The sequence below is a fragment of the Streptomyces sp. NPDC017940 genome, from assembly GCF_044328435.1.
In the GTDB taxonomy this organism is placed as follows: Bacteria; Actinomycetota; Actinomycetes; order Streptomycetales; family Streptomycetaceae; genus Streptomyces.
The window spans coordinates 131,847-156,739 of record NZ_JBIRHJ010000011.1 but is presented as its reverse complement, the minus strand read 5'-3'; the positions used below and the strand labels follow the sequence as shown (position 1 = coordinate 156,739).

Here is a 24,893-nt window from a genome sequence, read left to right as displayed (position 1 = left end):
TGCTCCACGAAGGCCACGACGCAGTCGGTACCACGCTCGGTACGCCGGTGCGCCTCGGACAGCATCGCGTACGTCTTGCCGACGCCCGGTGCCGCACCGAGGTAGATCCGTAGCTTGCCGCGTGCCATGGCCTCATTGTCTTCCCGAAACTGCTGTGTACGCAGAGTCGACCTTACGGCCAAGATTTACGGCAAAGCGGACGAGGTGGACCTTCCTGGAGCTCTTTGACACATCCCTGATGCCTCCGGGGCCGGGCACGGGGAAGGCCCGTGCCGGTTCGGGGGGCGAACCGGCACGGGCCGCGGGACGGCGGGACAGGGGGGTCAGCCCTTGTCGGCCGCCAGGTGGCGCAGGTCGATGTTGAGCTTCAGGACGTTCACGCGCGGTTCGCCGATGAAGCCGAGGGTCCGCCCGTCGGTGTTCCTCTCGACGAGCTTCGCCACGCTCCCGGCGGCCAGGCCGTTGCGCTCGGCGACGCGGTGGACCTGGAGCCTCGCGTACTCCGGGGAGATGTGCGGGTCCAGGCCCGAGCCCGAGGACGTGACCGCGTCGGCGGGGACGTCCGCGGGCCGCACCGTGTGCCCGGCCGTCGAGTTGTCCTTGATGACGGCGTCGCGCGTGGCGAGGACCTGGGCGCACAGGCCTTCCTTCGCCGCGGGGTCGCAGACCTCCTTCTTGCCGCCGTCGGTCGTTTTCGCCCCGGAGTCGCCCGCCAGGTTGGTCGCGCCGGACAGGATCAGCTCGTACCGGGTGTTGACGACGTTGGTGCCGAGTCCGTTGGAGGGCCGGGGCTGGAACCACTTGAGGTCCGGGGCCGGGGTCTCCTCGCCCTTCTTCAGCGGCAGGTCGTAGCGCTGCCCGATGAGCGCGGAGCCGACGACCCTGCCGCCGTCCTCGATCTCGGAGCCGTTGGCCTTGTCCGGGAACAGGGCCTGGGCGACGCCGGTCACCGCGAGCGGATAGAGAACGCCGCAGAGCACGGTGAGCACGATCAGGGCGCGCAGTCCGGCACCGAGCAACCGTGCGGTGTTTCCTACGGAGTGGTTCATGGCGGTCAGCACGCTTTCTGGGTCATCGCAGGCCGGGGACGAGGGAGATGAGCAGGTCGATGATCTTGATGCCGACGAACGGGGCGACGAGGCCGCCGAGCCCGTAGACGGCGAGGTTGCGCCGCAGCATCCGGTCGGCGCTCATCGGCCGGTACCGCACCCCCTTCAGGGCGAGGGGTACGAGGGCCACGATGATCAGCGCGTTGAAGACGACGGCCGACAGGATCGCGGACTCGGGACTTGCCAGGTCCATGACGTTGAGCTTGTCCAGGCCCGGGTGGACCACCGCGAACATCGCCGGGATGATCGCGAAGTACTTCGCGACGTCGTTGGCGATGGAGAAGGTGGTCAGCGCACCGCGGGTGATCAGGAGCTGCTTGCCGATCTCGACGATCTCGATGAGCTTCGTCGGGTCGGAGTCCAGGTCCACCATGTTCCCGGCCTCCTTGGCGGCCGAGGTGCCGGTGTTCATGGCCACGCCGACGTCGGCCTGCGCGAGCGCCGGGGCGTCGTTGGTGCCGTCACCCGTCATCGCGACGAGCTTGCCGCCCGCCTGTTCGCGCTTGATGAGCGCCATCTTGTCCTCGGGCGTGGCCTCCGCGAGGAAGTCGTCCACGCCCGCCTCGTCGGCGATCGCCTTGGCCGTCAGCGGGTTGTCCCCCGTGATCATGACGGTCTTGATGCCCATGCGGCGCAGTTCGTCGAACCGCTCCCGCATGCCCTCCTTGACGACGTCCTTGAGGTGGATGACGCCGAGGACCCGGGCGCCGTCGGCGTCCTCCAGGGCCACGAGCAGCGGTGTGCCGCCCGCCTGCGCGATCTCGTCGGTGAGTTCCTGGGCCTCGGCCGTGACCGTGCCGCCGCGCTCGCGCACCCAGGCGACGACCGATCCTGTCGCGCCCTTGCGGATCTTGCGCCCGTCGACGTCCACGCCCGACATGCGGGTCTGGGCAGTGAAGGCGATCCACTGGGCGTCCACGAGCTCGCCCTGGTGCCGCTCGCGCAGGCCGTACCTCTCCTTGGCGAGGACCACGACGGAGCGGCCCTCGGGGGTCTCGTCGGCCAGCGAGGAGAGCTGGGCGGCGTCGGCCACCTCGGCCGCGGTGGTGCCACGTACCGGCACGAACGCGGCGGCGCGGCGGTTGCCCAGGGTGATGGTGCCGGTCTTGTCCAGGAGCAGCGTGGAGACGTCACCCGCGGCCTCGACGGCCCGTCCGGACATGGCGAGCACATTGCGCTGCACCAGGCGGTCCATGCCCGCGATGCCGATCGCGGAGAGCAGCGCGCCGATGGTCGTGGGGATCAGGCAGACCAGGAGCGCGGCGAGCACGATCATCGACTGCTCGGCGCCCGCGTACACCGCGAACGGCTGGAGGGTGACGACGGCGAGCAGGAAGACGACGGTCAGCGAGGCGAGCAGGATGTTCAGGGCGATCTCGTTGGGCGTCTTCTGCCGGGCGGCGCCCTCGACGAGGTTGATCATCCGGTCGATGAAGGTCTCGCCGGGCTTTGTCGTGATCTTGATGACGACGCGGTCGGAGAGGACCTTCGTGCCGCCGGTGACCGCCGAGCGGTCGCCGCCGGACTCGCGGATGACCGGCGCGGACTCCCCCGTGATCGCCGACTCGTCGACGCTCGCGACGCCCTCGACGACGTCGCCGTCACCGGGGATGACGTCACCGGCCTCGCAGACGACCAGGTCGCCGACGCGCAGCTCGGTGCCGGGCACCCGCTCCTCGCTCCTGCCGACGACGCGGCGCGCCACCGTGTCCGTCTTGGCCTTGCGCAGCGTGTCGGCCTGGGCCTTGCCCCGGCCCTCGGCGACGGCTTCGGCGAGATTCGCGAAGACCGTGGTCGCCCATAGCCACCCGGTGATCGCCCAGCCGAACCAGTCGCCGGGGTCGGTGCAGGCGAGGACGGTGGTGAGCACCGAGCCGATCAGGACCACGAACATCACGGGGGACTTGACCATCACCCGCGGGTCGAGCTTGCGCAGGGCGTCGGGGAAGGACTTCAGGAGCTGCCCGGGGTCGAAGAGACCGCCGCCGACCCTGCCGCCGTCCGGCTGGTGGCCGCCGGGCACGTCCTGGTGGGGCGCGCGGGTGGAGGGGGCCGGGGTGGCCGTGGGGGCTTGGGACATGGAGCCGGGCTCCTCTTGCTTCCTGGTGTCGGTCTTTCGGGGGCCGGCCCCGCTGGTGCCGGTGGTCATGACGCGAGCCCCTCGGCCAGCGGCCCGAGCGCGAGCGCCGGGAAGTACGTCAGACCGGTGATGATCACGAGGGTTCCGACCAGCAACCCGCTGAACAGCGGCTTCTCCGTACGGAGCGTGCCGACGGTGGCCGGGACCGGTTGCTGCGCGGCGAGCGAACCGGCGAGCGCGAGGACGAACACCATCGGCAGGAACCGGCCGAGGAGCATGGCGAGGCCGATCGTGGTGTTGAACCACGGGGTGTCCGCGCTCAGCCCCGCGAAGGCCGAACCGTTGTTGTTGGCGCCGGACGTGTAGGCGTACAGGACTTCGGAGAAGCCGTGGGCCCCGCTGTTGAGCAGGGAGTCCTTGGGCGTGGACAGCGCCATCGAGGCGCCGGTGAAGCCGAGCACGAGCGCGGGCGTGACGAGGATGTAGCAGGCCGCGAGCTTGATCTCACGGGTGCCGATCTTCTTGCCCAGGTACTCGGGCGTACGGCCCACCATCAGGCCCGCGACGAAGACCGCGATGATCGCCATGATGAGCATGCCGTAGAGCCCGGACCCGACGCCGCCGGGCGCGATCTCGCCGAGCTGCATGCCCAGCATCGTGATCCCGCCGCCGAAGCCGGTGTACGAGGAGTGGAAGGAGTTCACGGCGCCGGTGGAGGTGAGCGTGGTGCTCGTCGCGAAGAGCGCGGAACCGCCGATGCCGAAGCGGGTCTCCTTGCCCTCCATCGCACCGCCCGCCAGGTCGAACGCCGGGCCGCCGTGGTGGAACTCGGTCCACATCATCAGCGCGGTGAAGCCGATCCAGATGCTCGCCATCGTGACGAGGATCGCGTAGCCCTGCCGGACCGAGCCGACCATCCTGCCGAAGGTCCGGGTCAGGGAGAACGGGATGACGAGGATGAGGAAGATCTCGAAGAGGTTCGAGATCGGGTCGGGGTTCTCGAACGGGTGGGCCGAGTTGGCGTTGAAGTAGCCGCCGCCGTTCGTACCCAGCTCCTTGATGGCCTCCTGCGAGGCCACCGCGCCGCCGTTCCACTGCTGCTGACCGCCCGTGAACTGGCCGACCTCGTGGATGCCGGAGAAGTTCTGCAAGGCACCGCAGGCGACGAGCACCAGCGCGCCGACGACGGAGATCGGGACCAGGACGCGGACGACACCGCGCACCAGGTCGGCCCAGAAGTTGCCGAGTTCCCCCGTGCGAGAGCGGGCGAAGCCGCGTACGAGGGCGACGGCCACGGCGATGCCGACGGCCGCCGAGACGAAGTTCTGCACCGCGAGGCCGCCGGTCTGCACGACGTGGCCCATGGCCTGCTCGCCGTAGTACGACTGCCAGTTGGTGTTGGCGACGAAGGAGGCCGCCGTGTTGAACGCCTGGTCGGGGTCGATGGCCTCGAAGCCGAGCGAGCCGGGCAGCGAGCCCTGCGAGCGCTGGAGCAGATAGAGGAACAGCATCCCGGCCACCGAGAAGGCGAGGACCCCGCGCAGATAGGCGGGCCACCGCATCTCGGTGTTCGGGTCGGCGCCGATGCCCTTGTAGATCCACTTCTCGACGCGCAGATGCCTGTCGGAGGAGTAGACCCGGGCCATGTGATCGCCGAGCGGGCGGTGGGCGAGGGCCAGCGCGGCGACGAGCGCGAGCAGCTGGAGCACCCCAGCGAGGACCGGACTCATGGGGTGGCTCAGAACCTCTCCGGGAACACGAGGGCGAGGACGAGATAGCCGAGCAGGGCGACGGCCACGACGAGTCCGACGACGTTCTCGGCGGTCACAGCTTCGTCACCCCCTTGGCGACGAGTGCCACCAGGGCGAACACCGCGATCGTGGTGACGACGAAGGCCACATCGGCCATCGTGTGCTCCTAGATGAGATTCGGAAGTGCTGACGAGTCGAGGAAACCGCCTCGTTGGCGTGTTCCGATCGCTGTTGACGCCTCCCATACGGGGACAGGCGGCGCATTGACGACTCTCTTACGCGTCCCGTTTCATCTGGTTTCTACGTTTTTCCTTTACGTGGCGCACGGCGCCCGGAGTACGGGGCGCGGGCGCGCGGCGCGGAAAAAGCCGGTGGGCCGCACCCCCGTCGGGGAGTGCGGCCCACCGGCTCGCGAAGCGCTGAGCGGCGTCAGCGGACCTCGGTGATCTCGGGGCCGCGCGCGAGCTGGCCCATGCCGCCGGAGAACCGCGAGGTCTCCTGGTCCTCCTGCTGCACAGCGCCCTCGGCGACCATCTGCGCGTCGTCGGGAAGCTTCAGGACGATCGGGTCACGCGGGGCCATCGGGCCGTCGCCGCGGACCACGACCGTGTCCCGGAAGATCTGTTCGAGCAGCCCCGCGGCCTGCGGCTGCACGGCTCCCTGACCGGAGATGACACCGCGCAGGAACCACCGCGGGCCGTCCACGCCCACGAACCGGACCACCTGGAAGCCGCCCGTGCCGTCCGGCAGCTGCACCGGCACCTGCGCCCGCAGCTCCCAGCCGAGCGCGCCCTGGACCTCGTCGATGACACCGCCCTGCTGCGTGATGCCGGAGGCGATCTCCTCACGGACCTCGCCCCAGATGCCCTCGCGCTTGGGGGCGGCGAAGCCCTGCAACTGGATGGCGCTGTCCTGGAGCACGACGGTGGCCGCGACGATCGCGTCACCGGCGACCTCCACCCGCAGCTCCATGCCCTCGACCCCCGGCACGAAGAGGCCGCCCAGGTCCACCCGGCCCTCGCCGGGCTCATGGACCTCGGAGATGTCCCAGGGACCGTCGGGACGCGGCTCCGGCTCCAGGCGCACGCGCCGCGCACCGCCTTCGGCCTCCGCACCCTCGGCGTCCTCGTTCACGGTGCCGTCGACGACCTGCTCGGCCTCGCCCGCCGCGTCCTCGGCGGCACTGCTCTTCTTGCGACGTCCGAACACGTCACTGTCCTTCCCGGTCGGATACGACCGATGCGTATCGATTCCCACCCGTTTGTTCACCCGCGCTGGCGCCCACGGCGGCATGGCCTCCGGTGGACCCGAATCCCCCCTCGGCCCGCACCGAGTCGGGAAGCTCCGCCACCTCCTGGAAGCGGACCTTCTCGACCTGCTGGACGACCAGTTGGGCAATCCGGTCGAAGCGCTCGAACCGTACGCTCTCGCGCGGGTCGAGATTCACCACGATCACCTTGATCTCCCCACGGTACCCGGCATCAATCGTCCCCGGGGCATTCACCATGGCGACACCGCAGCGGGCCGCGAGGCCGGAACGGGGGTGCACGAAGGCCGCGTACCCCTCGGGCAGCGCGATGGACACCCCGGTCGGCAGCACGGCACGCTCACCGGGCGCGAGTTCGCAGGGCTCGGTCGTCCGCACATCGGCACCGGCGTCACCGGGTTGCGCGTACGCGGGCAGCGGTACGTCGGGGTCGACGCGCCGGATCAGTACGTCCAAAGGAGCAGGGTGGGTCACGGGTTCACCTCGAAGGCGCGGGCGCGCCGGATCTGGTCCGGGTCGTTCATGGCCGCGCGGATCTCCTGGGCGCGGCCGTTGTCGATGAAGTGGTCCACCTTCACCTCGACGAAAAGGGCGTCGGCGCGCACGGCGACGGGGCCGCCGGGGCCGCCCGTCCGCCCGGTGGCGGTCGAGTAGATCTTGCGCCCGGCGACGGCGGTGACCTCGGCCTCCAGGTGGAGGACCGTGCCGACGGGCACCGGCCGCACGAAGTCGGTCTCCAGGCGCCCGGTCACCGCGATCACCCGCAGCAGCCAGTTCAGGGAGCCGAGCGTCTCGTCGAGCGCGGTGGCGAGGACACCGCCGTGCGCGAGCCCCGGAGCGCCCTGGTGCGCCTCGCGCACGGTGAACTCGGCGGTGACGGCGACGCCTTCGCCGGCCCGTGCCGCCAGGTGCAGCCCGTGGGCCTGGCCCTCCCCGCAGCCGAAGCAGTGCTCGTAGTGCGCGCCGATGAGCTCGCCGGGCGCGGGCGCGTCCGGGTGGCGGACGGGAGGTATGGCGTCCGGCGGGGGCGTCAGAGCTGCTGATGTACCACTCACAGGCGCAGACCTTACCTCCGCGTCAGCGGCCGTCGCGCACCATGCCAAGCTTGGCTCCATGCAGCCTTACGAAGAACGCCTGACCGCGCCCCGTTCGTGGTGGCTCGTCTCGGTCCTCGTCGGTCTCGCGGCGGCCCTGACGATGCTCCCGTTCGGCACCCTGCCGCTCCTCGGCGGCCTGGTCGGCGGTACGGCCCTGGCGGCGGTCCTCACCAGCGCGTACGGCTCGGTACGGATCCGGGTCGTCGCCGGGTCCCTGGTCGCCGGGGACGCGAAGATCCCGGTGACGGCCCTGGGCGAGGCCGAGCCCCTGGACGAGGCCGAGGCCCGCGCCTGGCGCTCCCACAAGGCGGACCCGCGCGCGTTCATGGTGCTGCGCAGCTACATCCCGACGGCGCTGCGGGTGGAGGTCGTGGATCCCGAGGACCCGACGCCGTACGTCTATGTGTCGACGCGCGACCCCGAGGCCCTGGCAGCGGCCCTGAACGCGGTCCGCACGGCCTAGGCGTCCGTCCCCCGGCCTCCGCGCAGGCCTCTGCGCAGCCCCTTGCCGAGGGGCAGCGGATCGAGGGGCGCCTCCATGGGCGGCAGCTCCGGGAGGGCGTCCCACGGCACCTGTGTGCGGCGCAGGTCGCTGCGCACGCGCTCGGCCAGCTTCTTGGTGTCCCTGCGGTTCATCACCGCGCCCACCGCCGCGCCCACCATGAAGGGCATCAGGTTCGGCAGGTTGCGGACCATGCGCTTCATGATCTGCTGGCGCAGTTCCCGCTTCAGCTGACCGCCGAGGGCGGCGTTCACCGACGCCGGCTTCGCCACGTCGATCCCGCGCTCCTCGGTCCAGGCACGCAGATACGCGGTGCTGCGCTCCTTGAGATTGCCTTCGGGCCGCCGGCCGTACACCTCGTGCAGCTCGGCGACCAGTTTCAGCTCTATGGCCGCGACGCCCGTGATCTCGGCGGCGAGTTCGGCGGGCATGGCGGGCGGCACGGGCAGCATCGCCGCCGCGCCGACGCCGGCGCCCACCGTGGAAGTCGCGTTCGCCGCGCCGGCGATCAGCTTGTCCGCGAGCTGCTCCGGGCCGAGGCCCGGGAACTGCTTGCGGAGGGTCGCCAGGTCGCGGACCGGGACCCGCGGGGCGTTCTCGATGATCCGGTCGGCGAGATAGCCGATGCCGGCCTTGGCACCGCGCCCACCGCGGCGTACCCCGTTCCTCAGTCCGTCGGTGACGGCGGCGAGCCGCCGGGCCCTGGTCGAAGGCCCTTGACCGTCCGCCACCGCGCCGTCCCCGTTCTCCGTGCCGACCGCTGCCTCACGGCCGGACCTGTCCGGCTGGTCCACGGCGGAGCCGTGCACCAGCGCGGGGACCGCCTTGTACGCCGCCTCAGCGGCCTGCGGCGTCCCCGCAGGCCCTTCGCCCCGCTCCGCCGCGCCGGCCGACTCGAGCGAGGCCTCAGGGCCCCGCCCGGCGTCCGTCGCGCCCTCGGGCGCGTCCGCGCCCGCTTCCCGGTCCCGGAAGCGGCGCTTCCAAGGCGGGGTCGAGCCTGTCACGGCCGACCCCTCCTCAGTCGCAGTCGCGGCAGATCGGCTGGCCGTTCTTCTCCCTGGCCAGCTGGCTGCGGTGATGCACGAGGAAGCAGCTCATGCACGTGAACTCGTCCTGCTGCTTGGGGAGCACGCGCACGGCGAGCTCCTCGTTGGACAGGTCCGCGCCCGGCAGCTCCAGGCCTTCCGCGGCCTCGAACTCGTCGACGTCGACGGTCGACGTGGACTTGTCGTTCCGCCGGGCCTTCAGTTCCTCGATGCTGTCCTCGTTAAGGTCGTCATCGGTCTTGCGTGGGGTGTCGTAGTCCGTTGCCATGTCGCTCTCCCCCTCTGGGTGTCTGCGGTGTCTCAGCGCACGTAACGCGTGAGAGGCCGGACTTGTGCCCGACCTGAGGCGGAGATTTTGCCTCACATCAAGGTCTGTTACTCAATCGACACCCAACCGCACCCCTGAAGAGGTGATCGGTTTGGATGGCGATCGGGACCGTACACGGTCCGAATGTCGCACTTCACGGGCGCCACCCCGTGTACTTCCCGTGATCAAGACCCCTGAAAACCCGCATTTTCCCGGCTTTCCAGCGACTTTGACGGTCACGGAGAGTAGATACCCAAAAATTCGCTCCTGTGATCGATCACACAGGAATCTCCAAGGACCAGGTCCCGAAAATTCCGCTCAAAGCGAACATCCTGCCGCTTCCGCGGAAGCATCTCAGATCGGCAGGGTGACTCGCATCACGAGCCCACCCCCCTCGCGCGGCTCCGCGATGATACGGCCCCCGTGGGCCCGCGCCACCGACCGGGCGATGGACAGGCCGAGACCCACGCCCTTGTCGCTCCCGGTCCGCTCCGTGCGGAGCCTGCGGAAAGGCTCGAAAAGGCTGTCGATCTCGTACGCCGGGACGACGGGGCCGGTGTTGGTCACCACCAGGACGGCCTGCCCGTGCTGGGCCTCCGTGGTCACCTCGACCCAGCCGCCCTCCTTCTGGTTGTACCTGACGGCGTTCTGTACGAGGTTCAGCGCGATGCGCTCCAGGAGCACGCCGTTGCCCTGCACCACCGCGGGGCCCCGCTCGCCGCGGATCTCGACGCCCTTCTCCTCGGCCTCGGAGCGGGCCTGGTCGACGGCCTGGCCCGCCACCTCGGCGAGGTCCACGGGCTTGCGCTCCACTATCTGGTTGTCGCTGCGGGCGAGCAGGAGCAGGCCCTCCACGAGCTGCTCGCTGCGCTCGTTGGTGGCCAGGAGCGTCTTGCCGAGCTGCTGGAGCTCCACGGGCGCACCGGGGTCGGACAGGTGCACTTCCAGGAGCGTGCGGTTGATCGCGAGCGGGGTGCGCAGTTCGTGCGAGGCGTTGCCGACGAAGCGCTGCTGGGCGGTGAAGGCCCGTTCGAGCCGGTCCAGCATCTCGTCGAAGGTGTCCGAGAGCTCCTTCAACTCGTCGTCGGGCCCGTCCAGTTCGATACGGCGGCTCAGGTCCGTGCCGGCCACCCTGCGGGCCGTGCGCGTGATGCGGCCGAGCGGGGACAGGACCCGGCCCGCCATCGCGTACCCGAACGCGAAGGCGATCACCGCGAGCCCGAGCAGGGCCAGCAGGGAGCGGCTGAGGAGGTTGTCCAGGGCGTGCTGGCGCTGGGTGTTGACGCAGTCGTTCATCGCCTGGTTGAAGTCGCTGGGCGAGGCCTGGCCGGGGAGGTTGCAGACCTCGCTCGTCACCTTGCCCGAGACGATCTTGAACGGCAGCTCGCTGCCCACGTTCAGCGCCTGTGCCGCGAGCAGGTAGATGATCGAGAGCAGCAGGATGCCCGCGATCAGGAACATGCCGCCGTACAGCAGTGTGAGCCGTATGCGGATGGTCGGGCGGAGCCACGGGAAGGGCGGCTCGACCTTGCGCGGTTCCCAGGTGGGCTTCGGGGGCGCCGCCGGGGGCGCGGGGGTCGCGGCCACCGGGTCAGATCCGGTAGCCGGAGCCCGGCACGGTCACGATGACGGCGGGCTCGCCGAGCTTGCGGCGCAGGGTCATGACCGTGACGCGGACGACGTTGGTGAACGGGTCCGTGTTCTCGTCCCAGGCCTTCTCCAGGAGCTGCTCGGCGGAGACCACCGCGCCCTCGCTGCGCAGCAGCACCTCAAGGACGGCGAACTCCTTGGGCGCGAGCTGGATCTCCCTGCCCTCACGGAAGACCTCGCGGCGGTTCGGGTCGAGCTTGATGCCTGCGCGCTCCAGGACGGGCGGCAGCGGCACGCTGGTGCGCCGCCCGAGGGCGCGCACGCGGGCCGTGAGCTCGCTGAAGGCGAACGGCTTGGGGAGATAGTCGTCGGCGCCGATCTCCAGGCCCTCGACGCGGTCGCTGACGTCGCCGGACGCGGTCAGCATCAGCACGCGCGTGGGCATGCCGAGCTCGACGATCTTTCGGCAGACGTCGTCGCCGTGGACGACCGGGAGGTCACGGTCCAGGACGACCACGTCGTAGTCGTTCACGCCGATGCGCTCGAGGGCTGCCGCGCCGTCGTACACGACGTCGACGGCCATGGCCTCCCGGCGCAGTCCGGTGGCCACCGCATCGGCGAGCAGCTGCTCGTCCTCGACGACGAGTACGCGCACGTCGCTTGTCCTTCCTCTGTGCCCCGCGCGAGGTCGCGGCAGGGCAGGTCTTTACGTGGAGTGAGGTCTCCATCCTGCCCCTTTCGGCCATAAACCGGCTGTAAGGCGGTCTCGGGCCCCGGGAACGCGGGATTTTCTGGCCCGGTTGAGGTTTCCGTGGAACAGGGCGGGGGGAGGACGGCCTTACACCCCGCGATCACGCTTCGTATGTGGCACACCACGACCTGCTTCACGCAGCGGGCGCCGGACGTGATCGCCCCTTCTCCACGGCACACCCCCGTGCCACCGACCCACGACCCAGCCGAGGGGGCGCAACCATGGACGCATTCACCGCAGGTCTCCTGCAGCGCATAAAGACCACGGAGTCCGACCTCACGCGGGCCCGCGAGACAGGCGACGAGTTCCTGGCAGAGGTCGAACTGGCCGAGCTGGAGGACCTGCACCGCCTGGCGGCCGAGCACGGCGTGGAGGTCGCCGCCCTTACCTCCTGACCGGGACGTCTCCAGCGTCCGGTCGCAGTCGCTCGCGACAGGGCCCCGGCACCTCGCTCCAGGTGCCGGGGCCCTGTCGTGTGCGGTGGCGGGACGCCGTCGCGTGCGGTGGCCGGGTGCCGCCAGGTGCGGTGCCCGAGTGCCGTCAGGTGCATTGACCAGGTGCCGTCACGGGCGGTGACCGCGGGGCGGCCGGGGCGGGCCCGCCTCAGTCGTGCCAGGCTCCGAGGCCGTCGAGGAGGCTCTGGAGCGGCTCGAAGAGCCCGGGCGGGCCCGCCACCGTCAGCTCGCCCGACAGGGGCTCTCCGGGGCGTCCACCGGTGCGGGCGCCCGCCTCCCGGGCGATGAGGTCGCCGGCCGCGAAGTCCCAGGGGTTCAGGCCCCGTTCGTAATACGCGTCCAGGCGGCCCGCCGCCACGTCGCACAGGTCGATGGCCGCGGAGCCGCCGCGCCGGATGTCCCGCACCCGCGGCAGCAGCTGCGCGACGACCTCGGCCTGGCGGGCCCGCCGCTCGGCGACGTACCCGAAGCCCGTGCCGACGAGGGCCTGTGCGAACGGGGGCGCCGTGCGGACCCGCAGGGGGGTGTCGCCTGCGTACGCGCCCTGGCCGAGCACCGCGCGGAACGTCTCGCCGCGCACGGGCGCGTGCACGACGCCGACGAGGGTCTCGCCGTCCTTGCGGGCCGCGATGGACACCGCCCAGTCCGGCCGCCCGTACAGGTAGTTCACCGTGCCGTCGATGGGGTCGACGATCCACTGGACGCCACTGGTGCCCTCGTGGCTCGCGCCCTCCTCGCCGAGGACGCCGTCGCCGGGCCTGCGCTCGGCGAAGAAGTCCGTGAGCAGCTTCTCCGAGGCGAGGTCCATCTCGGTGACGACGTCGACGGCGCTGCTCTTGGTGCCGGCGACGCCCAGATCGGCCGGGCGGCCGTCGCGCAGCAGGGCACCCGCGCGGTCGGCGGCCTCCAGGGCCACGGCGAGCAGTTCGGCCTTCAGCTAGTCCTGTCGTGGGTCCTGCCGGGCGGGGTCGGTCACGGTGCTCCTTGGTCGTGCGGGGCGCGCGCCCCGGTACGCGCGGGGGCGCGCTAGGCGTACGGGCTGTCGGCGCCCGCGGCGGCGGGCTTCGGGGTGCGGGCCGGGCAGCAGCCCACGGGACACAGGTCGTGGCTCGGGCCGAGCGCGCCGAGGGCGCACGGCGTCGCGGGGCGGCCGGTCTCGGTGGCGGCGCGCTCCAGGACGAGTTCGCGGACCGCCGCGACGAACCGCGGGTCGGCGCCGACGGTGGCCGAGCGGCGCACCGGCAGGCCGAGCTCCGCGGCCTTCGCGGCGGCCTCGGTGTCGAGGTCGTACAGGACCTCCATGTGGTCCGAGACGAAGCCGATCGGGACCATGACGACGGCGGGGGCCCCGGCCTCGTGCCGCTCCTGGAGGTGGTCGCAGATGTCCGGCTCCAGCCAGGGGATGTGCGGGGCGCCGCTGCGCGACTGGTAGACCAGCTGCCAGGGGCGGTCCACGCCGGTCTCCACGCGCACCGCGTCGGCGACGACACGGGCCACGTCCAGGTGCTGGCGCACATACGCGCCGCCGTCGCCGTGGCCCTCCGCCGGGCCCGAGGTGTCGGCCGCCGCGGTGGGGATGGAGTGCGTGGTGAAGGCCAGGTGCGCGCCGTCGCGGACCTCTTCGGGGAGGTCCGCGAGGGACTTCAGGACGCCTTCGACCATTGGGCGCACGAAGCCGGGGTGGTTGAAGTAGTGCCGCAGCTTGTCCACGCGGGGCAGGTCGAGGCCCTCCGCGCGGAGGGTGGCGAGAGCGGCCGCGAGATCCTCGCGGTACTGCCGGCAGCCCGAGTACGACGCGTACGCGCTGGTGGCGAGGACGAGGACACGGCGGCGGCCGTCCTGGACCAGCTCGCGCAGGGTGTCCGTGAGGTACGGCGACCAGTTGCGGTTGCCCCAGTACACCGGCAGGTCGAGGCCGTGCTCCGCGAAGTCCGCGCGCAGGGCCGCAAGAAGGGTGCGGTTCTGGTCGTTGATGGGGCTCACGCCACCGAAGAGGAAGTAGTGCTGCCCGACCTCCTTCAGTCGCTCCTTGGGGATGCCGCGGCCACGCGTCACGTTCTCCAGGAACGGGACCACGTCGTCCGGTCCTTCGGGGCCGCCGAACGAGAGCAGCAGCAGGGCGTCGTAGGGAGTGGGATCCAGCGCTTCGGACATGTATGTGATCCTGCCACCCGGCACTGACAGCGCGGCAACCGCCACCCTGTGGCGCGTGCCCCCGAAAAGACGGTGCGCGCCGCGCCTCGGCAGTCGTAAGCTGTATGAGCCATCTTCACGCCTTACCCGGAGCGGTCGCGCCCGCGCGCTCCGGCGCTTCCGCGGAGTCCACGTGCCGAGCCCCTACCGCGCCATTTTCGCCGCCCCCGGCTCCTTGGGGTTCTCCGTCGCAGGCTTCCTCGGGCGGATGCCGCTGTCCATGATGGGCATCGGCATCGTCACGATGGTCTCCCAGCTCACCGGCAGGTACGGCCTCGCAGGGGCCCTGTCGGCCACCGTGGCGCTGTCGGCGGCGGCGATCGGCCCGCAGATCTCCCGCCTGGTGGACCGGCACGGCCAGCGGCGGGTGCTCAGGCCCGCGACGCTGGTGTCCCTGGTCGCGGTGGCGGGGCTGCTGCTCGCCGCGAAGTTCGAGACCCCGGACTGGACGCTGTTCGTCTGCGCCGCCCTCGTCGGCTGCGTGCCGAGCGTGGGCTCGATGGTCAGGTCCCGCTGGGCGGCCCTGTACCGCGACACCCCGCAGCTGCACACGGCGTACTCCTTCGAGTCCGTCGTCGACGAGATCTGCTTCATCTTCGGACCGATCATCTCCATCGGCCTGTCCACGGTGTGGTTCCCCGAGGCCGGGCCGCTGCTCGCCGGAGTCTTCCTGGCAGTCGGCGTCTTCTGGCTGACGGCGCAGCGCGCCACCGAACCGGTGCCGCACCCGAGGGAGCACCACACCGGCGGCTCCGCGCTGCGGGCCGGTGGCCTCCAGGTCCTGGTGGCCACGTTCGTCGCGACCGGAGCGATCTTCGGCGCCGTCGACGTGGTGACGGTGGCGTTCGCCGAGGACGAGGGCCACAAGGGCGCGGCGAGCCTGGTGCTCGCCGTCTACGCCCTCGGCTCCTGCCTGGCGGGGGTGGGCTTCGGCCTGCTGCACTTCAAGGGGGCGCCCGCCCGCAGATGGCTGCTGGGTGTCTGTGCGATGGGCGTGAGTATGATCCCGCTGCAACTGGCCGGGAACCTGCCGTTCCTCGCCGCGGCGCTCTTCGTCGCGGGCCTGTCCATCGCACCGACGATGATCACGACGATGGCCCTCGTCGAACAGCACGTACCGCGCGCGAAGCTGACCGAGGGCATGACCTGGGTCAGTACGGGACTCGCCGTCGGGGTGGCGCTCGGCTCCTCCGCGGCCGGCTGGGTGATCGACGCTGCGGGGGCGCGCGCGGGGTACACGGTCCCGGGAGTGTCCGGGGCCCTCGCGGTCGTGGTGGCGCTCCTGGGTTATCGCCGGCTGGAGCGGCCGGTACAGCGAGGGGGAGGGACCCATGAGCACGGAAACGGGCAGGGGCACGGCGGCGGGGACCACGGCCACCGGCGGGAGGAAGCCGGCGACGTGGCGTAACTGGGCGGGCACCGTGTCCGTGCGGGCCGCGCGCGAGGCCACGCCCGCCTCCCGGGAGGAGCTCGTCGCGGCGATCCGCGGCGCCCGTGAGGACGGCCTGAAGGTCAAGGCCGTGGGCAGCGGGCACTCCTTCACGGCGGCCGCCGCGACCGACGGCCTCCTGGTGCGACCCGACCTCCTCACCGGCATCCGCAGGATCGACCGCCAGGCGGGCACGGTCACCGTGGAGGCGGGCACCCCGCTCAGGCGCCTGAACGTCGCGCTGGCCCGCGAGGGCCTGTCCCTGACGAACATGGGCGACATCATGGAGCAGACGGTGTCGGGCGCCGTCAGCACCGGAACGCACGGCACCGGCCGGGACTCGTCCTCGATCGCCGCGCAGATCAGGGCCCTTGAGCTGGTCACCGCCGACGGGCGCGTCCTGACCTGCTCCGAGGAGCAGAACGCGGACGTCTTCGCCGCCGCCAGGACCGGGCTCGGCGCGCTGGGCGTCATCAGCGCGATCACGTTCTCCGTAGAACCCGTCTTCTTCCTCCAGGCCCGCGAGGAACCCATGGCCTTCGACCGGGTCACCGCCGAGTTCGACCAGCTCGTCACGGAGAACGAGCACTTCGAGTTCTACTGGTTCCCGCACACCGGCAACTGCAACACCAAGCGCAACAACCGCAGCGTGGGTCCGGCCGCTCCCCCGAGCGCGATCGGCGCCTTCGTAGAGGACGAACTCCTCTCCAACGGGCTCTTCCAGGTGGTCAATTCCCTCGGCCGTGCCGTGCCCGCCGCCATTCCCGCCATCGCGAGGCTCTCCAGCAAGGCCCTGTCCGCCCGCACCTACACGGACATCCCCTACAAGGTCTTCACCAGCCCGCGCCGGGTGCGCTTCGTGGAGATGGAGTACGCCGTCCCGCGCGAGGCCCTGGTGGAGACGCTGCGCGAGCTGAGGTCGATGATCGAGCGGTCCTCGCTGCGGGTCAGCTTCCCCGTCGAGGTCCGCACGGCACCTGCGGACGACATCACGCTCTCCACCGCCTCGGGCCGCGAGAGCGCGTACATCGCCGTCCATCTGTACAAAGGCACCCCGTTCCGCAGGTACTTCAGCGCCGCGGAGGAGATCTTCACCGCCCACGAGGGGCGGCCGCACTGGGGCAAGCTGCACACCCGCGACGCCGCCTATCTGGCCGGGGCCTACCCGCGCTTCGGCGAGTTCACGGCACTGCGCGACCGGCTCGACCCCGACCGGCTCTTCGGCAACCCCTATCTGCGGCGGGTCCTCGGCGACTGAGGCCGCGCGGCCCGGTCCTCGTCCCGGTTCCGGTGCCGGTTCCGGTTTCGGCACCGCGCGGCCCGCGGTCACTGCTCCGGCGTCTGCTGCTGTTCCTCGACGCTGCCGTCACCGGTGCCGGGTCCGGTGCCGCCGCCACTGGACGGCGTCGGCGTGGGAGTCGGGGTCGGCGTGGGGGTGGGCGTCGGGTCGGTCTTCGCGCCGCCGTCACCGGAGCCCTTGCCGCTGCCGTCGCCCTTGTCGGTGCCGCTCCCGGTGCCCGTGCCGCTCTCGTCGGTACCGCCCTGGCCCGAGCCCTTCCCCGACCCGTCGCCGGAACCGGTGCCGTCACCGGGTGAGGGCTTGTTCTCCGGGTCCTCGGGAGTACCGCTGCCTTGCTGCGACCCGTCGCCCGACCCGGACGTGCCGTCGCCCGACGGCTCCCCGGTGTCGCCGGTGGCGGGCTCGTCGTCCGACGTCGACGACGAACCGCGGTTGGTGAAGGCGTCCCGCAGCGTGGTGCTGCTGTCGTCGCCGCTGAAGCTCTTGCCGCTCACCAGTTCGTACGTGGTGATGCCTCCGAGGGAGACCCCGAAGACCAGCGCCGCCGCGATCAGCGGCCGCTTCCAGCTGCGCGTCCGCGTACGGTGCGTGGTCGCCCCGGAGAACTCGCCCGAGGGGAACGGGGCCGGGACGGGGCCAGGACCGCCGGGGGGCACGGGGCCTGCGGGGAACTCCGGCCCTGCCTGGCGCAGCAGCCGGGTCTCCTGGTCGCCCGGAAGGTCGCGCGGCATCATCCGGGTGGCGTCCGCGGAAGCGAGCAGCTGGGTCTGGTCGGGGTCGGTTCCGGCCACGGGAAGCGCCGTCGTCGGGTCGGCCGGGTCGACTCTCGGGAGGGCCCTCGTCGGGTCGGCGGCGTCGATCGCGGGGAGTGCCGTGGTCGCGTCGGCCGCGTCGAACGCCGGGAGCGCCGTCGTCGGATCGGCGTCCGCGGCCGCCCTCCCCCAGGTCGTGGTCACCGGGCCGTTGCCCGCGTACGCCGCCGCCGACGTCGCGGCGGACGTGGGCGTGGGAGCGGACGGGGGCGCGGACGCTCTGAACGTCTCCGGCACCGGTGTCGCCGCGGTCACCGGGACCTGCTGGGCCCTCGGCTTCGCCTGCACCGCCACGTCGCGTATCTGCTCGCCCGTACGCGAGAAGAAGTGCTGGAATATCGTGCCGCCGCTGGTGGCGATGGTGCTGACCACGCCGGCGCCGAGGATCGTTCCGTAAACGCCGAAGGAGGACGCGAGCTTCGCGGCCAGCACGGCCGCGACGGCGCTCCCCGCCACCTGCGGCACGCTGAGATCGAACCGCTTCTTCTTCGGCTCGCCCTCCGTCGCACCCTTCGTCTCCGCGCCGGGTTCCGGCTTTTCACGCATCTGCGGACCTTGCCTACCTTTCTCGACATCACGTATGACTTACGTGTTCACGTATGAGCTACGCGAGGTACTGAGAAAGGGACGTACGCCCGAAGCGAATAGTTCCGCTTCTGGCTGTTTCGTGAAGAGCGCCACGCGTACGCGGGGCGCACTCGGGAGGGGTCGACGTCAACTCCCCTCCACCCCGAGAAGTTCGGCGGCGCGCCGGTCCACCCGGGTGGCCCGAATGGAGTAGTGTTGCGAGCCCTGGGTCCGGTCTCCAGCCAGGGTGCCCGGGGCCAGCCAGGACCGCCGGATGGGGGCTCGTGCCCAGGGTGATTAAATCAGTCACTCAGCGTTGCGAAGAGGTTACCGTGTCATAACGGCGGTCCAGGGCCCGCGCCCGACACGCCGGGCAACTCGGCAAGGTTGTGGCAGGCTGCACCCGGGCAGGCCACACTCGACTAGCGGAAGCAGCGACGCACGTGACGTCGGCAGGCACCACCCGGGAGGTCCCCATGCCCGAACTGCGTGTCGTGGCCGTCAGCAACGACGGCACACGGCTGGTGCTGAAGGCTGCGGACAGCACGGAGTACACGCTTCCGATCGACGAACGGCTGCGCGCCGCCGTGCGCGGCGACCGGCCGCGGCTCGGACAGATCGAGATCGAGGTGGAGAGCCACCTCCGCCCCCGAGACATCCAGGCCCGTATACGTGCCGGTGCCAGCGCGGAGGAAGTCGCCTCGCTCGCCGGTATCCCCGTCGACCGCGTCCGCCGCTTCGAGGGCCCCGTGCTCGCCGAGCGCGCCTTCATGGCCGAGCGCGCCAGGAAGACCCCGGTGCGCCGCCCCGGCGAGAACACCGGACCCCAGCTCGGCGAGGCCGTCCAGGAGCGCCTGCTGCTGCGCGGCGCCGACAAGGACACCGTCCAGTGGGACTCCTGGCGCCGCGACGACGGCACCTGGGAAGTCCTGCTCGTCTACCGCGTGGCGACCGAGCCGCACTCCGCGAGCTGGACGTACGACCCGCCGCGGCGCCTAGTCCAGGCCGTCGACGACGAGGCCCGCGCGCTGATCGGCGAGACCGACGACATCGCGGCGCCCGAGCCGAGCTTCCCGTTCGTGCCGCGCATCGCCCGGCTCCCCCGGGACCGTCCGCTCGACCGCGCCCCGGAGCGGGCCGGAGTCCTCGGCCCCGACCCCGAGCCGGAGATCGTCGCGCCCGCGGCGGTCGCCGAGCAGGAACGCGACTCGCTCACCAGCCTCCTGGAGGCCGTCCCGAGCTTCCGCGGCGACATGGTCGTCCCCGAGCGGCCCGTCACGACACCCGCCGAACTGCCGTCCGTACAGGAGGACCCCGAGCAGGAGCCGGAGGCCGAGGAGCCCCCGGCCACGGCGGCCTCGGCCGGTTCCGCCTATGCGGACGTCCTGATGCCGCGGGCCGTGGCCAGCCACCGCGACCGCCTCGTCGGCTCCACGGACCGCCAGGCCGAGGCCGACGGCGTCCGCCCCGGCCGCCGGGCCGCCGTACCCAGCTGGGACGAGATCGTGTTCGGCACCCGGCGCAAGAAGCAGGAGTAGCCCCCCGCGCGAGCGTGCAGCGCGGGGCTTCTTCCCCGCGCGTGCGCGCGGGGGGAGGTGCCGTGCGCCCAACGGGCGAGGTTCCGTGCGCCCACCCGGCGTGTGCCCACCCGGCAAGGCTCCGTGTGACCGCCGGTTGAGGTTCCGCACGCCTACCGGCCAGGTTCCGCACGCCCACTGCCAGGTTCCGCCCGCCCGGGCAACGTGAGAACCCAGTGAAGGGCCTGCGCGCACCATGCGCACAGGCCCTTCACTCGCTGCCCCTACTTCACCCGCCGCCCACACGGCACGGCGCACGCCCAACGGCTACTACAAGCCACCCCGAGCCGCCGGGCCGTACCCCCGCTACTGCGGATCCGGCCCCGTCGCCACCGGCCGCGCCGGGTCCGACGACCACTGCGACCAGGACCCGACGTACAGCGCCGCCGGGATCCCCGCCACGGCGAGGGCGAGGACCTCGTGGGCTCCGGAGACGCCCGAGCCGCAGTACACGCCGACTGGTGCGGTGCTGGAGGCGCCGAGGGACGTGAAACGGGCCGCCAGTTCGTCGGCGGGACGGAAACGGCCGTCCGCCGCGACGTTCTCCGTCGTGGGCGCCGACACCGCGCCGGGGATGTGGCCGCCGACCCGGTCGATCGGCTCCACGTCCCCCCGGTAGCGCTCGGCGGCGCGGGCGTCCAGGAGCAGACCGGAACGGGCGAGGGCCGCCGCGGCGTCCGCGTCCAGGAGATCCACGGAGTTGGGCTCGGGCACGAAGGTGCCCTCGGCCGCCGGGGTCACCTCGCCGGACTCCAGCTCGCCCGCCCACGCGGCGAGCCCGCCGTCCAGGACCCGCACCGAGGGATGGCCCGTCCACCGCAGCAACCACCAGGCCCGGGCGGCCGCCCAGCCCTGCCCGCCGTCGTACACCACCACCGGCCGGTCGGCCGAGACACCGGCCGCCCGCATGACGGAACCGAAGTGTCCGAGGTCCGGCAGCGGATGACGGCCGCCGGGCCCTGCGGGGCTCGCGAGATCCGCGTCGAGGTCCACGAAGACGGCCCCCGGAATGTGCGCCGCCGCATACTCGGCCCGGCCGTCGAAGGGCGGCTCACCGGCCGCCTTCGCCGTGCTCAGCTGCCAGCGGACGTCGAGCAGGACCGGGGCGTTCCCGCCCGCCAGGTCGCTCGCGAGTTCGGATGTGGAGATGATGACGTTCATGGCCGCCATCCTTGCGTACGGGGTGGCCGCCGCGCTCAGCTCCGTATAACCTGCTCGGCCGGACCACGCCCGAACACGCGGCGTACAGAAACGTGCACGCCGCGTACCGCGGATGGACACAGTCCCGTCATCGAGCACGACCGGATGAGGAACGGCAAAACCGGGCATCCTCCGCGAGGAAGCCCATGAGCGCGGCGCGGCCGGAGCGCGCTCGGCGACTGGTGGTGCGAGCATCTGCACGGACGGGCACACGCGCGGCGGAGGCACGCGCGTTCGGACAGTGAAGCGAAGCGAAGCGGAGTGGCAGCGGCCGGGCGACGACGGATGACGACCGACGAACGACAGATGACGCCATGTGCACTCTGCCGATCGTCGTGGCGGAATCCGCCGTGCCGGGCCGCCGAAGTCACGAGGGCCCGAGGAGAGAGTGACGATGACCGAGGCACGGTGGCCGGACGACTCGCGCGACCTGGGCGCGCGGCACACACCCGGCACGCCCTGCTGGGTGAGCCTGATGGCCCATGACGTGGCCGCGACCCAGGAGTTCTACGCGGCGCTCTTCGGCTGGACGTACCGGCCGGGGCCGCAGCAGCTCGGCCCCTATGTGCGGGCCATGCTGGACGGATACGAGGTGGCGGGCATCGGGCAGCTGCCCGACCGGCAACTGCCGATCGTGTGGACCCCGTATCTGGCGTCCGACGACGCGGACGTGACGGCCGAGACGGTGCGCCACTGCGGCGGCACGGTGGGCGTGGGGCCACTGGAAGCGGGCCGGGCGGGGCGGATGGTGGTCGCCCTCGACCCGGCGGGCGCGGTGTTCGGCATCTGGCAGGCCGCGGCACACATCGGAGCGGGTGTCGCGGGGGTGCCGGGCACGGTGACGTGGAACGAGCTCCTGACCCGCGAGACGGTGGAGGTGGCGAAGTTCTACCGGACGATCTTCGGCTTCACCGAGGAGGCGGCCACCACACCCGGTCTCGACTATCTGACGCTGTACTTGGACGGCCGTCCCCTGGCGTCGGTGCGCGGGGTGGGGCAGGCGCTGCCGCGGGACCGGGGCGCGCACTGGATGACGTACTTCGAAACCGTGGACGTGGACGCGTCGGCGGCGCGGGTGGTGGAGCTCGGCGGCCATGTGGTGCGGCCCGCGGAGCCCGGCAGATACGGGCGGGTCGCGACGGTCGCCGACCCGGAGGGGGCGATCTTCACCCTGATCCGCTCGGAGCCCAGGGACGCCACCGGGTGAGGGACGCCGCCCGACCGCCTAGGAGCGTTCCAGGGTGTCCACCGGCAGGACGTCGGGCGAGAGGGCGCCCGCGCGGGCGGAGGCCGCCGTCATGCGGCGCCGGTGGTGGCGGCGGCACAGGACCTCGTACCCCACTTCGTCGGGCGCCTGGTTGACGTCGCCGACGACGACCTGGGCGCCCTCGACGACCATCTCGCCGCCGATGGTGCGGGCGTTGTGCGTGGCGCGCGCGCCGCACCAGCACAGCGCCTCGACCTGGAGCACCTCCACGCGGTCGGCGAGCTCGACCAGGCGCTGGGAGCCGGGGAACAGCTTGGAGCGGAAGTCGGTGGTGATGCCGAACGCGAAGACGTCCAGGCCCAGGTCGTCGACGACGCGGGCGAGCTGGTCGATCTGTTCGGGGGCGAGGAACTGCGCCTCGTCCGCGATCACGTAGTCGGCGCGGGAGCCGCGGGAGAGGTGGTCGACGAGATAGGCGTAGACGTCGAGGTCGTCGGCCACCTCGATCGCCTCGGTGACCAGGCCGAGCCGCGAGGAGAGCTTGCCCGTGCCCGCGCGGTCGTTGCGCGCGAAGATCATGCCCTGCAACCCCCGGGCCGAGCGGTTGTGCTCGATTTGCAGCGCGAGGGTGCTCTTCCCGCAGTCCATCGTTCCGGAGAAGAACACCAGCTCAGGCATGGGAGGTCGAGCACCTTTCGGTTGTTCGCGGTCGTGCGGGGCGGGGGGCCGACGGTCGGGGGCCTGCCGGGGACGCCGGTGGCGCGCGGGTCCCGGCGGCGCGCGGGCCTGTCGGCCCTAGGAGCGTACTTCGAGGAGCGGTACGAGTTGTTCGGCGGGGGTCATGGAGCCGTGGTTGCCGACCAGGGCGGACTCCTTCGGCTCGTTCCTCGACGCGGTGATGAGGACGTCGTCGTGGGCGGCGGCGACGACGTCACCGATGCGGCCGTGGACGCGCTCGTCGATCCGCGGGCCGAACCAGCCCGCCGCGATCGCCTCCTCCCGGCTCGCGACCCAGAACTGCTCACCGAGCACGTCGCGCCAGACGGCGAGGACGTCGGCCGCGGCGCCGGGCACGGCGTAGACGTGGCGGGCGCGGCCCTCGCCGCCGAGCAGGGCGACGCCGGCGCTCAGCTCCCAGTCCTCGTCGAAGTCGATGCGCGACGCGTCGCCGAAGGGGATGTCGACCATGCCGTGGTCGGCGGTGACGTAGAGCGCGCTGCGCGGCGGGAGCTGTTCGGTGAGGCGCTGGGCGAGCCGGTCGACGTACATGAGCTGGCCGCGCCAGGGGTCGGAGTCGACGCCGAAGCGGTGGCCCTTGCCGTCGACTTCGGCGTAGTAGGTGTAGACCAGCGCGCGGTCGGCGGCGGCGAGCTGCTCGGCGGCGAGGTCCATGCGGTCCTCGCCGGAGAGGCGGCCGCGGAAGGTGCCACCGCTGAGGGCGATCTTGGTGAGCGGGGTGTGCTCGAACGTCGGCGACGAGACCTGCGCGGTGTGGACGCCCGCGTCGTGGGCGCGCTGGAAGACCGTCGGGTACGGCTGCCAGGTGTGCGGGTCGGTCCAGGGCTTCCAGCGGAGCTGGTTCATCAGCGCGCCGGTGTCGGGGTTGCGGACCGCGTACCCGGGCAGGCCGTGGGCGCCCGGCGGCAGACCGGTGCCCACGGAGGCGAGGGAGGTCGCGGTGGTCGCGGGGAAACCGGCGGTTATCGGACGTCCGGTGCCGCCGCGCGAGGAGCCGATGAGCGAGGTCAGGAAGGGGGCTTCGGCGGGGTGGGCGCGCAGCTGCTCCCAGCCGAGGCCGTCGATCAGGAAGACGCACGCCCGGTCGGCGGGGGCCAGCTCGGGGATGAGCGGGGCGAAGCCGTCGACCTCCTGGTGGGCGACCAGGGTGGGCAGCAGGTCGGCGAGCGAGCCCGTGCCGTACGCGGGCCGGGGGGCGGTGTCGAGGGCGAGTGGCTGGACGTCGTCCCAGGCGGTGGGGTGCGCCATCAGCGGCCGGTGTCCGCGCCGGCGGCGGTGGCCTCGGAGAGCGCCTGGGCGAAGGCCAGGGTCTGGCGCACGGTGTCGGGGCCGTCGCCCGCCTCGCTGACGCGCAGGCTGAGGTCGTCGGCGGTGGAGCTGCCGGTGTAGCCGTGGTCCGCCTCGCAGTTGGGGTCTCCGCAGGCGGCGGGCTCCAGGTCGATGCGCGACACGGCGCCCCAGCCGATGGTCAGGACGACCTCGCGGGGCAGCGACCCCGGAACGTACTTCTCCGGGTTGGCGACGACACGGCTGACGACGACCGACGAGATGCGGCCGATCTTCACGGACTCCGTGGAGGTGGTGGCGTACGGCGTCGGGGACGTGGAGTCCGCGGCCTGCTCGTCGGTGTGGCTGACGATGAAGCGGGTGTCCGTGAGGACGAGGACGGTCACGTGCCTGCGGACCTCGTTCGCGTCGAACGTGGTCTCCTGGTGGACCAGGTACGACCCGATGGTCTCGCCGCCGATCGCGGCCTCCACCGCCTCGGCCACGAGGGCCGGGTAGTAGCCGCTGCGCTCGATCGCCGCGCGCAGCCCCTGGGTCGTCGTACCGGTCTTTGCCATGCCGCCCATCCTACGACCCGGCGGATGCCCCGAGGTGCCCAGTGGCCGTGCGACCGTGCCCCGCCCGGCCC

General features: G+C 71.9%; 24 protein-coding genes and 1 pseudogene. 6 read left to right on the top strand and 19 right to left on the bottom strand.

Going from position 1 to position 24,893, the window contains the following annotated elements; genetic code table 11:
* The 8 genes and pseudogenes from ACH4DX_RS32135 to ACH4DX_RS32100 all read right to left on the bottom strand — a co-directional run.
* Positions 1–128: pseudogene (locus ACH4DX_RS32135) on the bottom strand (histidine kinase); the annotation flags it as partial.
* Positions 129–323: 195 nt separating this feature from the next.
* A complete protein-coding gene (locus tag ACH4DX_RS32130; RefSeq protein ID WP_398157679.1) occupies positions 324–1,049 on the bottom strand; it encodes a potassium-transporting ATPase subunit C in 726 nt (241 codons plus the stop codon).
* Positions 1,050–1,071: 22 nt separating this feature from the next.
* The gene (gene kdpB / locus ACH4DX_RS32125; RefSeq protein ID WP_398157673.1) at positions 1,072–3,189 is read right to left on the bottom strand and encodes a potassium-transporting ATPase subunit KdpB; all 2,118 of its coding nucleotides are present in this window, start codon (positions 3,187–3,189) and stop codon (positions 1,072–1,074) included.
* Positions 3,190–3,254: 65 nt separating this feature from the next.
* Positions 3,255–4,919 (bottom strand): potassium-transporting ATPase subunit KdpA, encoded by a 1,665-nt coding sequence (gene kdpA / locus ACH4DX_RS32120; RefSeq protein ID WP_398157672.1) that lies wholly within the window; start codon positions 4,917–4,919, stop codon positions 3,255–3,257.
* A gap of 8 nt (positions 4,920–4,927) precedes the next feature.
* Complete coding sequence (kdpF, locus tag ACH4DX_RS32115) at positions 4,928–5,017, bottom strand: K(+)-transporting ATPase subunit F (RefSeq protein WP_037802756.1); 90 nt, start codon at positions 5,015–5,017, stop codon at positions 4,928–4,930.
* Between the two features lie 352 nt (positions 5,018–5,369).
* Positions 5,370–6,149: a DUF3710 domain-containing protein gene (locus ACH4DX_RS32110; RefSeq protein ID WP_398157671.1), complete on the bottom strand. Its 780-nt coding sequence runs from the start codon at positions 6,147–6,149 to the stop codon at positions 5,370–5,372.
* Position 6,150: 1 nt separating this feature from the next.
* Positions 6,151–6,681 (bottom strand): dUTP diphosphatase, encoded by a 531-nt coding sequence (gene dut, locus ACH4DX_RS32105; RefSeq protein ID WP_398115765.1) that lies wholly within the window; start codon positions 6,679–6,681, stop codon positions 6,151–6,153.
* Positions 6,678–7,262: a PaaI family thioesterase gene (locus ACH4DX_RS32100; protein ID WP_398115767.1), complete on the bottom strand. Its 585-nt coding sequence runs from the start codon at positions 7,260–7,262 to the stop codon at positions 6,678–6,680. The genes dut and ACH4DX_RS32100 overlap by 4 nt, the downstream gene beginning before the upstream one ends.
* Before the next feature lie 58 nt (positions 7,263–7,320).
* Here ACH4DX_RS32100 and ACH4DX_RS32095 point away from each other — a divergent pair, with 58 nt between their 5' ends.
* A complete protein-coding gene (locus ACH4DX_RS32095) occupies positions 7,321–7,767 on the top strand; it encodes a DUF3093 domain-containing protein (RefSeq protein WP_398115769.1) in 447 nt (148 codons plus the stop codon).
* Here the strand turns inward: ACH4DX_RS32095 and ACH4DX_RS32090 are convergent.
* The 4 genes from ACH4DX_RS32090 to ACH4DX_RS32075 all read right to left on the bottom strand — a co-directional run bounded on the left by ACH4DX_RS32090 (position 7,764) and on the right by ACH4DX_RS32075 (position 11,404).
* The gene (locus ACH4DX_RS32090) at positions 7,764–8,810 is read right to left on the bottom strand and encodes a hypothetical protein (protein WP_398157670.1); all 1,047 of its coding nucleotides are present in this window, start codon (positions 8,808–8,810) and stop codon (positions 7,764–7,766) included. The genes ACH4DX_RS32095 and ACH4DX_RS32090 overlap by 4 nt on opposite strands.
* A 13-nt stretch (positions 8,811–8,823) precedes the next feature.
* Positions 8,824–9,120 (bottom strand): DUF4193 domain-containing protein, encoded by a 297-nt coding sequence (locus tag ACH4DX_RS32085; protein WP_003951337.1) that lies wholly within the window; start codon positions 9,118–9,120, stop codon positions 8,824–8,826.
* Positions 9,121–9,513: 393 nt separating this feature from the next.
* Positions 9,514–10,746: a sensor histidine kinase gene (locus ACH4DX_RS32080; RefSeq protein ID WP_398115773.1), complete on the bottom strand. Its 1,233-nt coding sequence runs from the start codon at positions 10,744–10,746 to the stop codon at positions 9,514–9,516.
* A 4-nt stretch (positions 10,747–10,750) separates the two neighbouring features.
* The gene (locus ACH4DX_RS32075) at positions 10,751–11,404 is read right to left on the bottom strand and encodes a response regulator transcription factor (protein ID WP_030563223.1); all 654 of its coding nucleotides are present in this window, start codon (positions 11,402–11,404) and stop codon (positions 10,751–10,753) included.
* Between the two features lie 317 nt (positions 11,405–11,721).
* Between ACH4DX_RS32075 and ACH4DX_RS32070 the strand changes: the two genes are divergently transcribed.
* Positions 11,722–11,895: a hypothetical protein gene (locus ACH4DX_RS32070; protein ID WP_169749693.1), complete on the top strand. Its 174-nt coding sequence runs from the start codon at positions 11,722–11,724 to the stop codon at positions 11,893–11,895.
* A 208-nt stretch (positions 11,896–12,103) separates the two neighbouring features.
* On the opposite strand, the gene ACH4DX_RS32065 is transcribed toward ACH4DX_RS32070, so the two are convergent.
* Positions 12,104–12,880 (bottom strand): inositol monophosphatase family protein, encoded by a 777-nt coding sequence (locus tag ACH4DX_RS32065; RefSeq protein WP_398157678.1) that lies wholly within the window; start codon positions 12,878–12,880, stop codon positions 12,104–12,106.
* A gap of 101 nt (positions 12,881–12,981) precedes the next feature.
* The gene (locus tag ACH4DX_RS32060; protein ID WP_398157669.1) at positions 12,982–14,109 is read right to left on the bottom strand and encodes a ferrochelatase; all 1,128 of its coding nucleotides are present in this window, start codon (positions 14,107–14,109) and stop codon (positions 12,982–12,984) included.
* Between the two features lie 172 nt (positions 14,110–14,281).
* Between ACH4DX_RS32060 and ACH4DX_RS32055 the strand changes: the two genes are divergently transcribed.
* Together ACH4DX_RS32055 and ACH4DX_RS32050 are read left to right on the top strand one after the other, a co-directional pair.
* Positions 14,282–15,556 carry an MFS transporter gene (locus tag ACH4DX_RS32055; protein ID WP_398115779.1) on the top strand — a complete coding sequence of 425 codons (1,275 nt, stop codon included), beginning with the start codon at positions 14,282–14,284 and terminating at the stop codon, positions 15,554–15,556.
* Complete coding sequence (locus tag ACH4DX_RS32050) at positions 15,480–16,835, top strand: D-arabinono-1,4-lactone oxidase (protein WP_398157668.1); 1,356 nt, start codon at positions 15,480–15,482, stop codon at positions 16,833–16,835. Before ACH4DX_RS32055 ends, ACH4DX_RS32050 begins: the two co-directional genes overlap by 77 nt.
* 68 nt (positions 16,836–16,903) lie before the next feature.
* Here ACH4DX_RS32050 and ACH4DX_RS32045 read toward each other — a convergent pair whose 3' ends face one another.
* On the bottom strand, positions 16,904–18,235 hold the full coding sequence (locus tag ACH4DX_RS32045; protein WP_398157667.1) for a hypothetical protein: 1,332 nt from the start codon (positions 18,233–18,235) through the stop codon (positions 16,904–16,906).
* A gap of 497 nt (positions 18,236–18,732) precedes the next feature.
* Here ACH4DX_RS32045 and sepH point away from each other — a divergent pair, with 497 nt between their 5' ends.
* On the top strand, positions 18,733–19,794 hold the full coding sequence (sepH, locus tag ACH4DX_RS32040) for a septation protein SepH (RefSeq protein WP_398157666.1): 1,062 nt from the start codon (positions 18,733–18,735) through the stop codon (positions 19,792–19,794).
* A 345-nt stretch (positions 19,795–20,139) separates the two neighbouring features.
* Here the strand turns inward: sepH and ACH4DX_RS32035 are convergent, their stop codons facing one another.
* Complete coding sequence (locus tag ACH4DX_RS32035; protein ID WP_398157665.1) at positions 20,140–20,994, bottom strand: sulfurtransferase; 855 nt, start codon at positions 20,992–20,994, stop codon at positions 20,140–20,142.
* A gap of 433 nt (positions 20,995–21,427) precedes the next feature.
* Here ACH4DX_RS32035 and ACH4DX_RS32030 point away from each other — a divergent pair, with 433 nt between their 5' ends.
* Positions 21,428–22,240 (top strand): VOC family protein, encoded by an 813-nt coding sequence (locus tag ACH4DX_RS32030; protein WP_398157664.1) that lies wholly within the window; start codon positions 21,428–21,430, stop codon positions 22,238–22,240.
* A gap of 18 nt (positions 22,241–22,258) precedes the next feature.
* Here the strand turns inward: ACH4DX_RS32030 and ACH4DX_RS32025 are convergent, their stop codons facing one another.
* From ACH4DX_RS32025 to ACH4DX_RS32015, 3 genes are all read right to left on the bottom strand, one after another.
* Positions 22,259–22,918 carry a thymidine kinase gene (locus tag ACH4DX_RS32025; protein WP_398115791.1) on the bottom strand — a complete coding sequence of 220 codons (660 nt, stop codon included), beginning with the start codon at positions 22,916–22,918 and terminating at the stop codon, positions 22,259–22,261.
* 117 nt (positions 22,919–23,035) lie between these two features.
* Positions 23,036–24,226, bottom strand: coding sequence for an alkaline phosphatase family protein (locus ACH4DX_RS32020; protein WP_398157663.1), 1,191 nt, complete (start codon positions 24,224–24,226; stop codon positions 23,036–23,038).
* Positions 24,226–24,822, bottom strand: coding sequence for a DUF5998 family protein (locus ACH4DX_RS32015; RefSeq protein WP_398115795.1), 597 nt, complete (start codon positions 24,820–24,822; stop codon positions 24,226–24,228). Before ACH4DX_RS32015 ends, ACH4DX_RS32020 begins: the two co-directional genes overlap by 1 nt.
* Positions 24,823–24,893 lie beyond the last annotated feature (71 nt).

What these genes read in the sequence shown, in the direction of transcription:
- ACH4DX_RS32070 (WP_169749693.1), top strand. Translation starts at nt 11,722, where the DNA reads ATGGACGCATTCACCGCAGGTCTCCTGCAGCGCATAAAGACCACGGAG.
- ACH4DX_RS32020 (WP_398157663.1), bottom strand. Translation starts at nt 24,226, where the DNA reads ATGGCGCACCCCACCGCCTGGGACGACGTCCAGCCACTCGCCCTCGAC.
- ACH4DX_RS32085 (WP_003951337.1), bottom strand. Translation starts at nt 9,120, where the DNA reads ATGGCAACGGACTACGACACCCCACGCAAGACCGATGACGACCTTAAC.
- ACH4DX_RS32095 (WP_398115769.1), top strand. Translation starts at nt 7,321, where the DNA reads ATGCAGCCTTACGAAGAACGCCTGACCGCGCCCCGTTCGTGGTGGCTC.
- ACH4DX_RS32030 (WP_398157664.1), top strand. Translation starts at nt 21,428, where the DNA reads ATGACCGAGGCACGGTGGCCGGACGACTCGCGCGACCTGGGCGCGCGG.
- ACH4DX_RS32050 (WP_398157668.1), top strand. Translation starts at nt 15,480, where the DNA reads ATGAGCACGGAAACGGGCAGGGGCACGGCGGCGGGGACCACGGCCACC.
- ACH4DX_RS32015 (WP_398115795.1), bottom strand. Translation starts at nt 24,822, where the DNA reads ATGGCAAAGACCGGTACGACGACCCAGGGGCTGCGCGCGGCGATCGAG.
- ACH4DX_RS32060 (WP_398157669.1), bottom strand. Translation starts at nt 14,109, where the DNA reads ATGTCCGAAGCGCTGGATCCCACTCCCTACGACGCCCTGCTGCTGCTC.
- ACH4DX_RS32035 (WP_398157665.1), bottom strand. Translation starts at nt 20,994, where the DNA reads ATGAACGTCATCATCTCCACATCCGAACTCGCGAGCGACCTGGCGGGC.
- kdpA (WP_398157672.1), bottom strand. Translation starts at nt 4,919, where the DNA reads ATGAGTCCGGTCCTCGCTGGGGTGCTCCAGCTGCTCGCGCTCGTCGCC.
- kdpB (WP_398157673.1), bottom strand. Translation starts at nt 3,189, where the DNA reads ATGTCCCAAGCCCCCACGGCCACCCCGGCCCCCTCCACCCGCGCGCCC.
- ACH4DX_RS32130 (WP_398157679.1), bottom strand. Translation starts at nt 1,049, where the DNA reads ATGAACCACTCCGTAGGAAACACCGCACGGTTGCTCGGTGCCGGACTG.
- sepH (WP_398157666.1), top strand. Translation starts at nt 18,733, where the DNA reads ATGCCCGAACTGCGTGTCGTGGCCGTCAGCAACGACGGCACACGGCTG.
- ACH4DX_RS32025 (WP_398115791.1), bottom strand. Translation starts at nt 22,918, where the DNA reads ATGCCTGAGCTGGTGTTCTTCTCCGGAACGATGGACTGCGGGAAGAGC.
- ACH4DX_RS32045 (WP_398157667.1), bottom strand. Translation starts at nt 18,235, where the DNA reads ATGCGTGAAAAGCCGGAACCCGGCGCGGAGACGAAGGGTGCGACGGAG.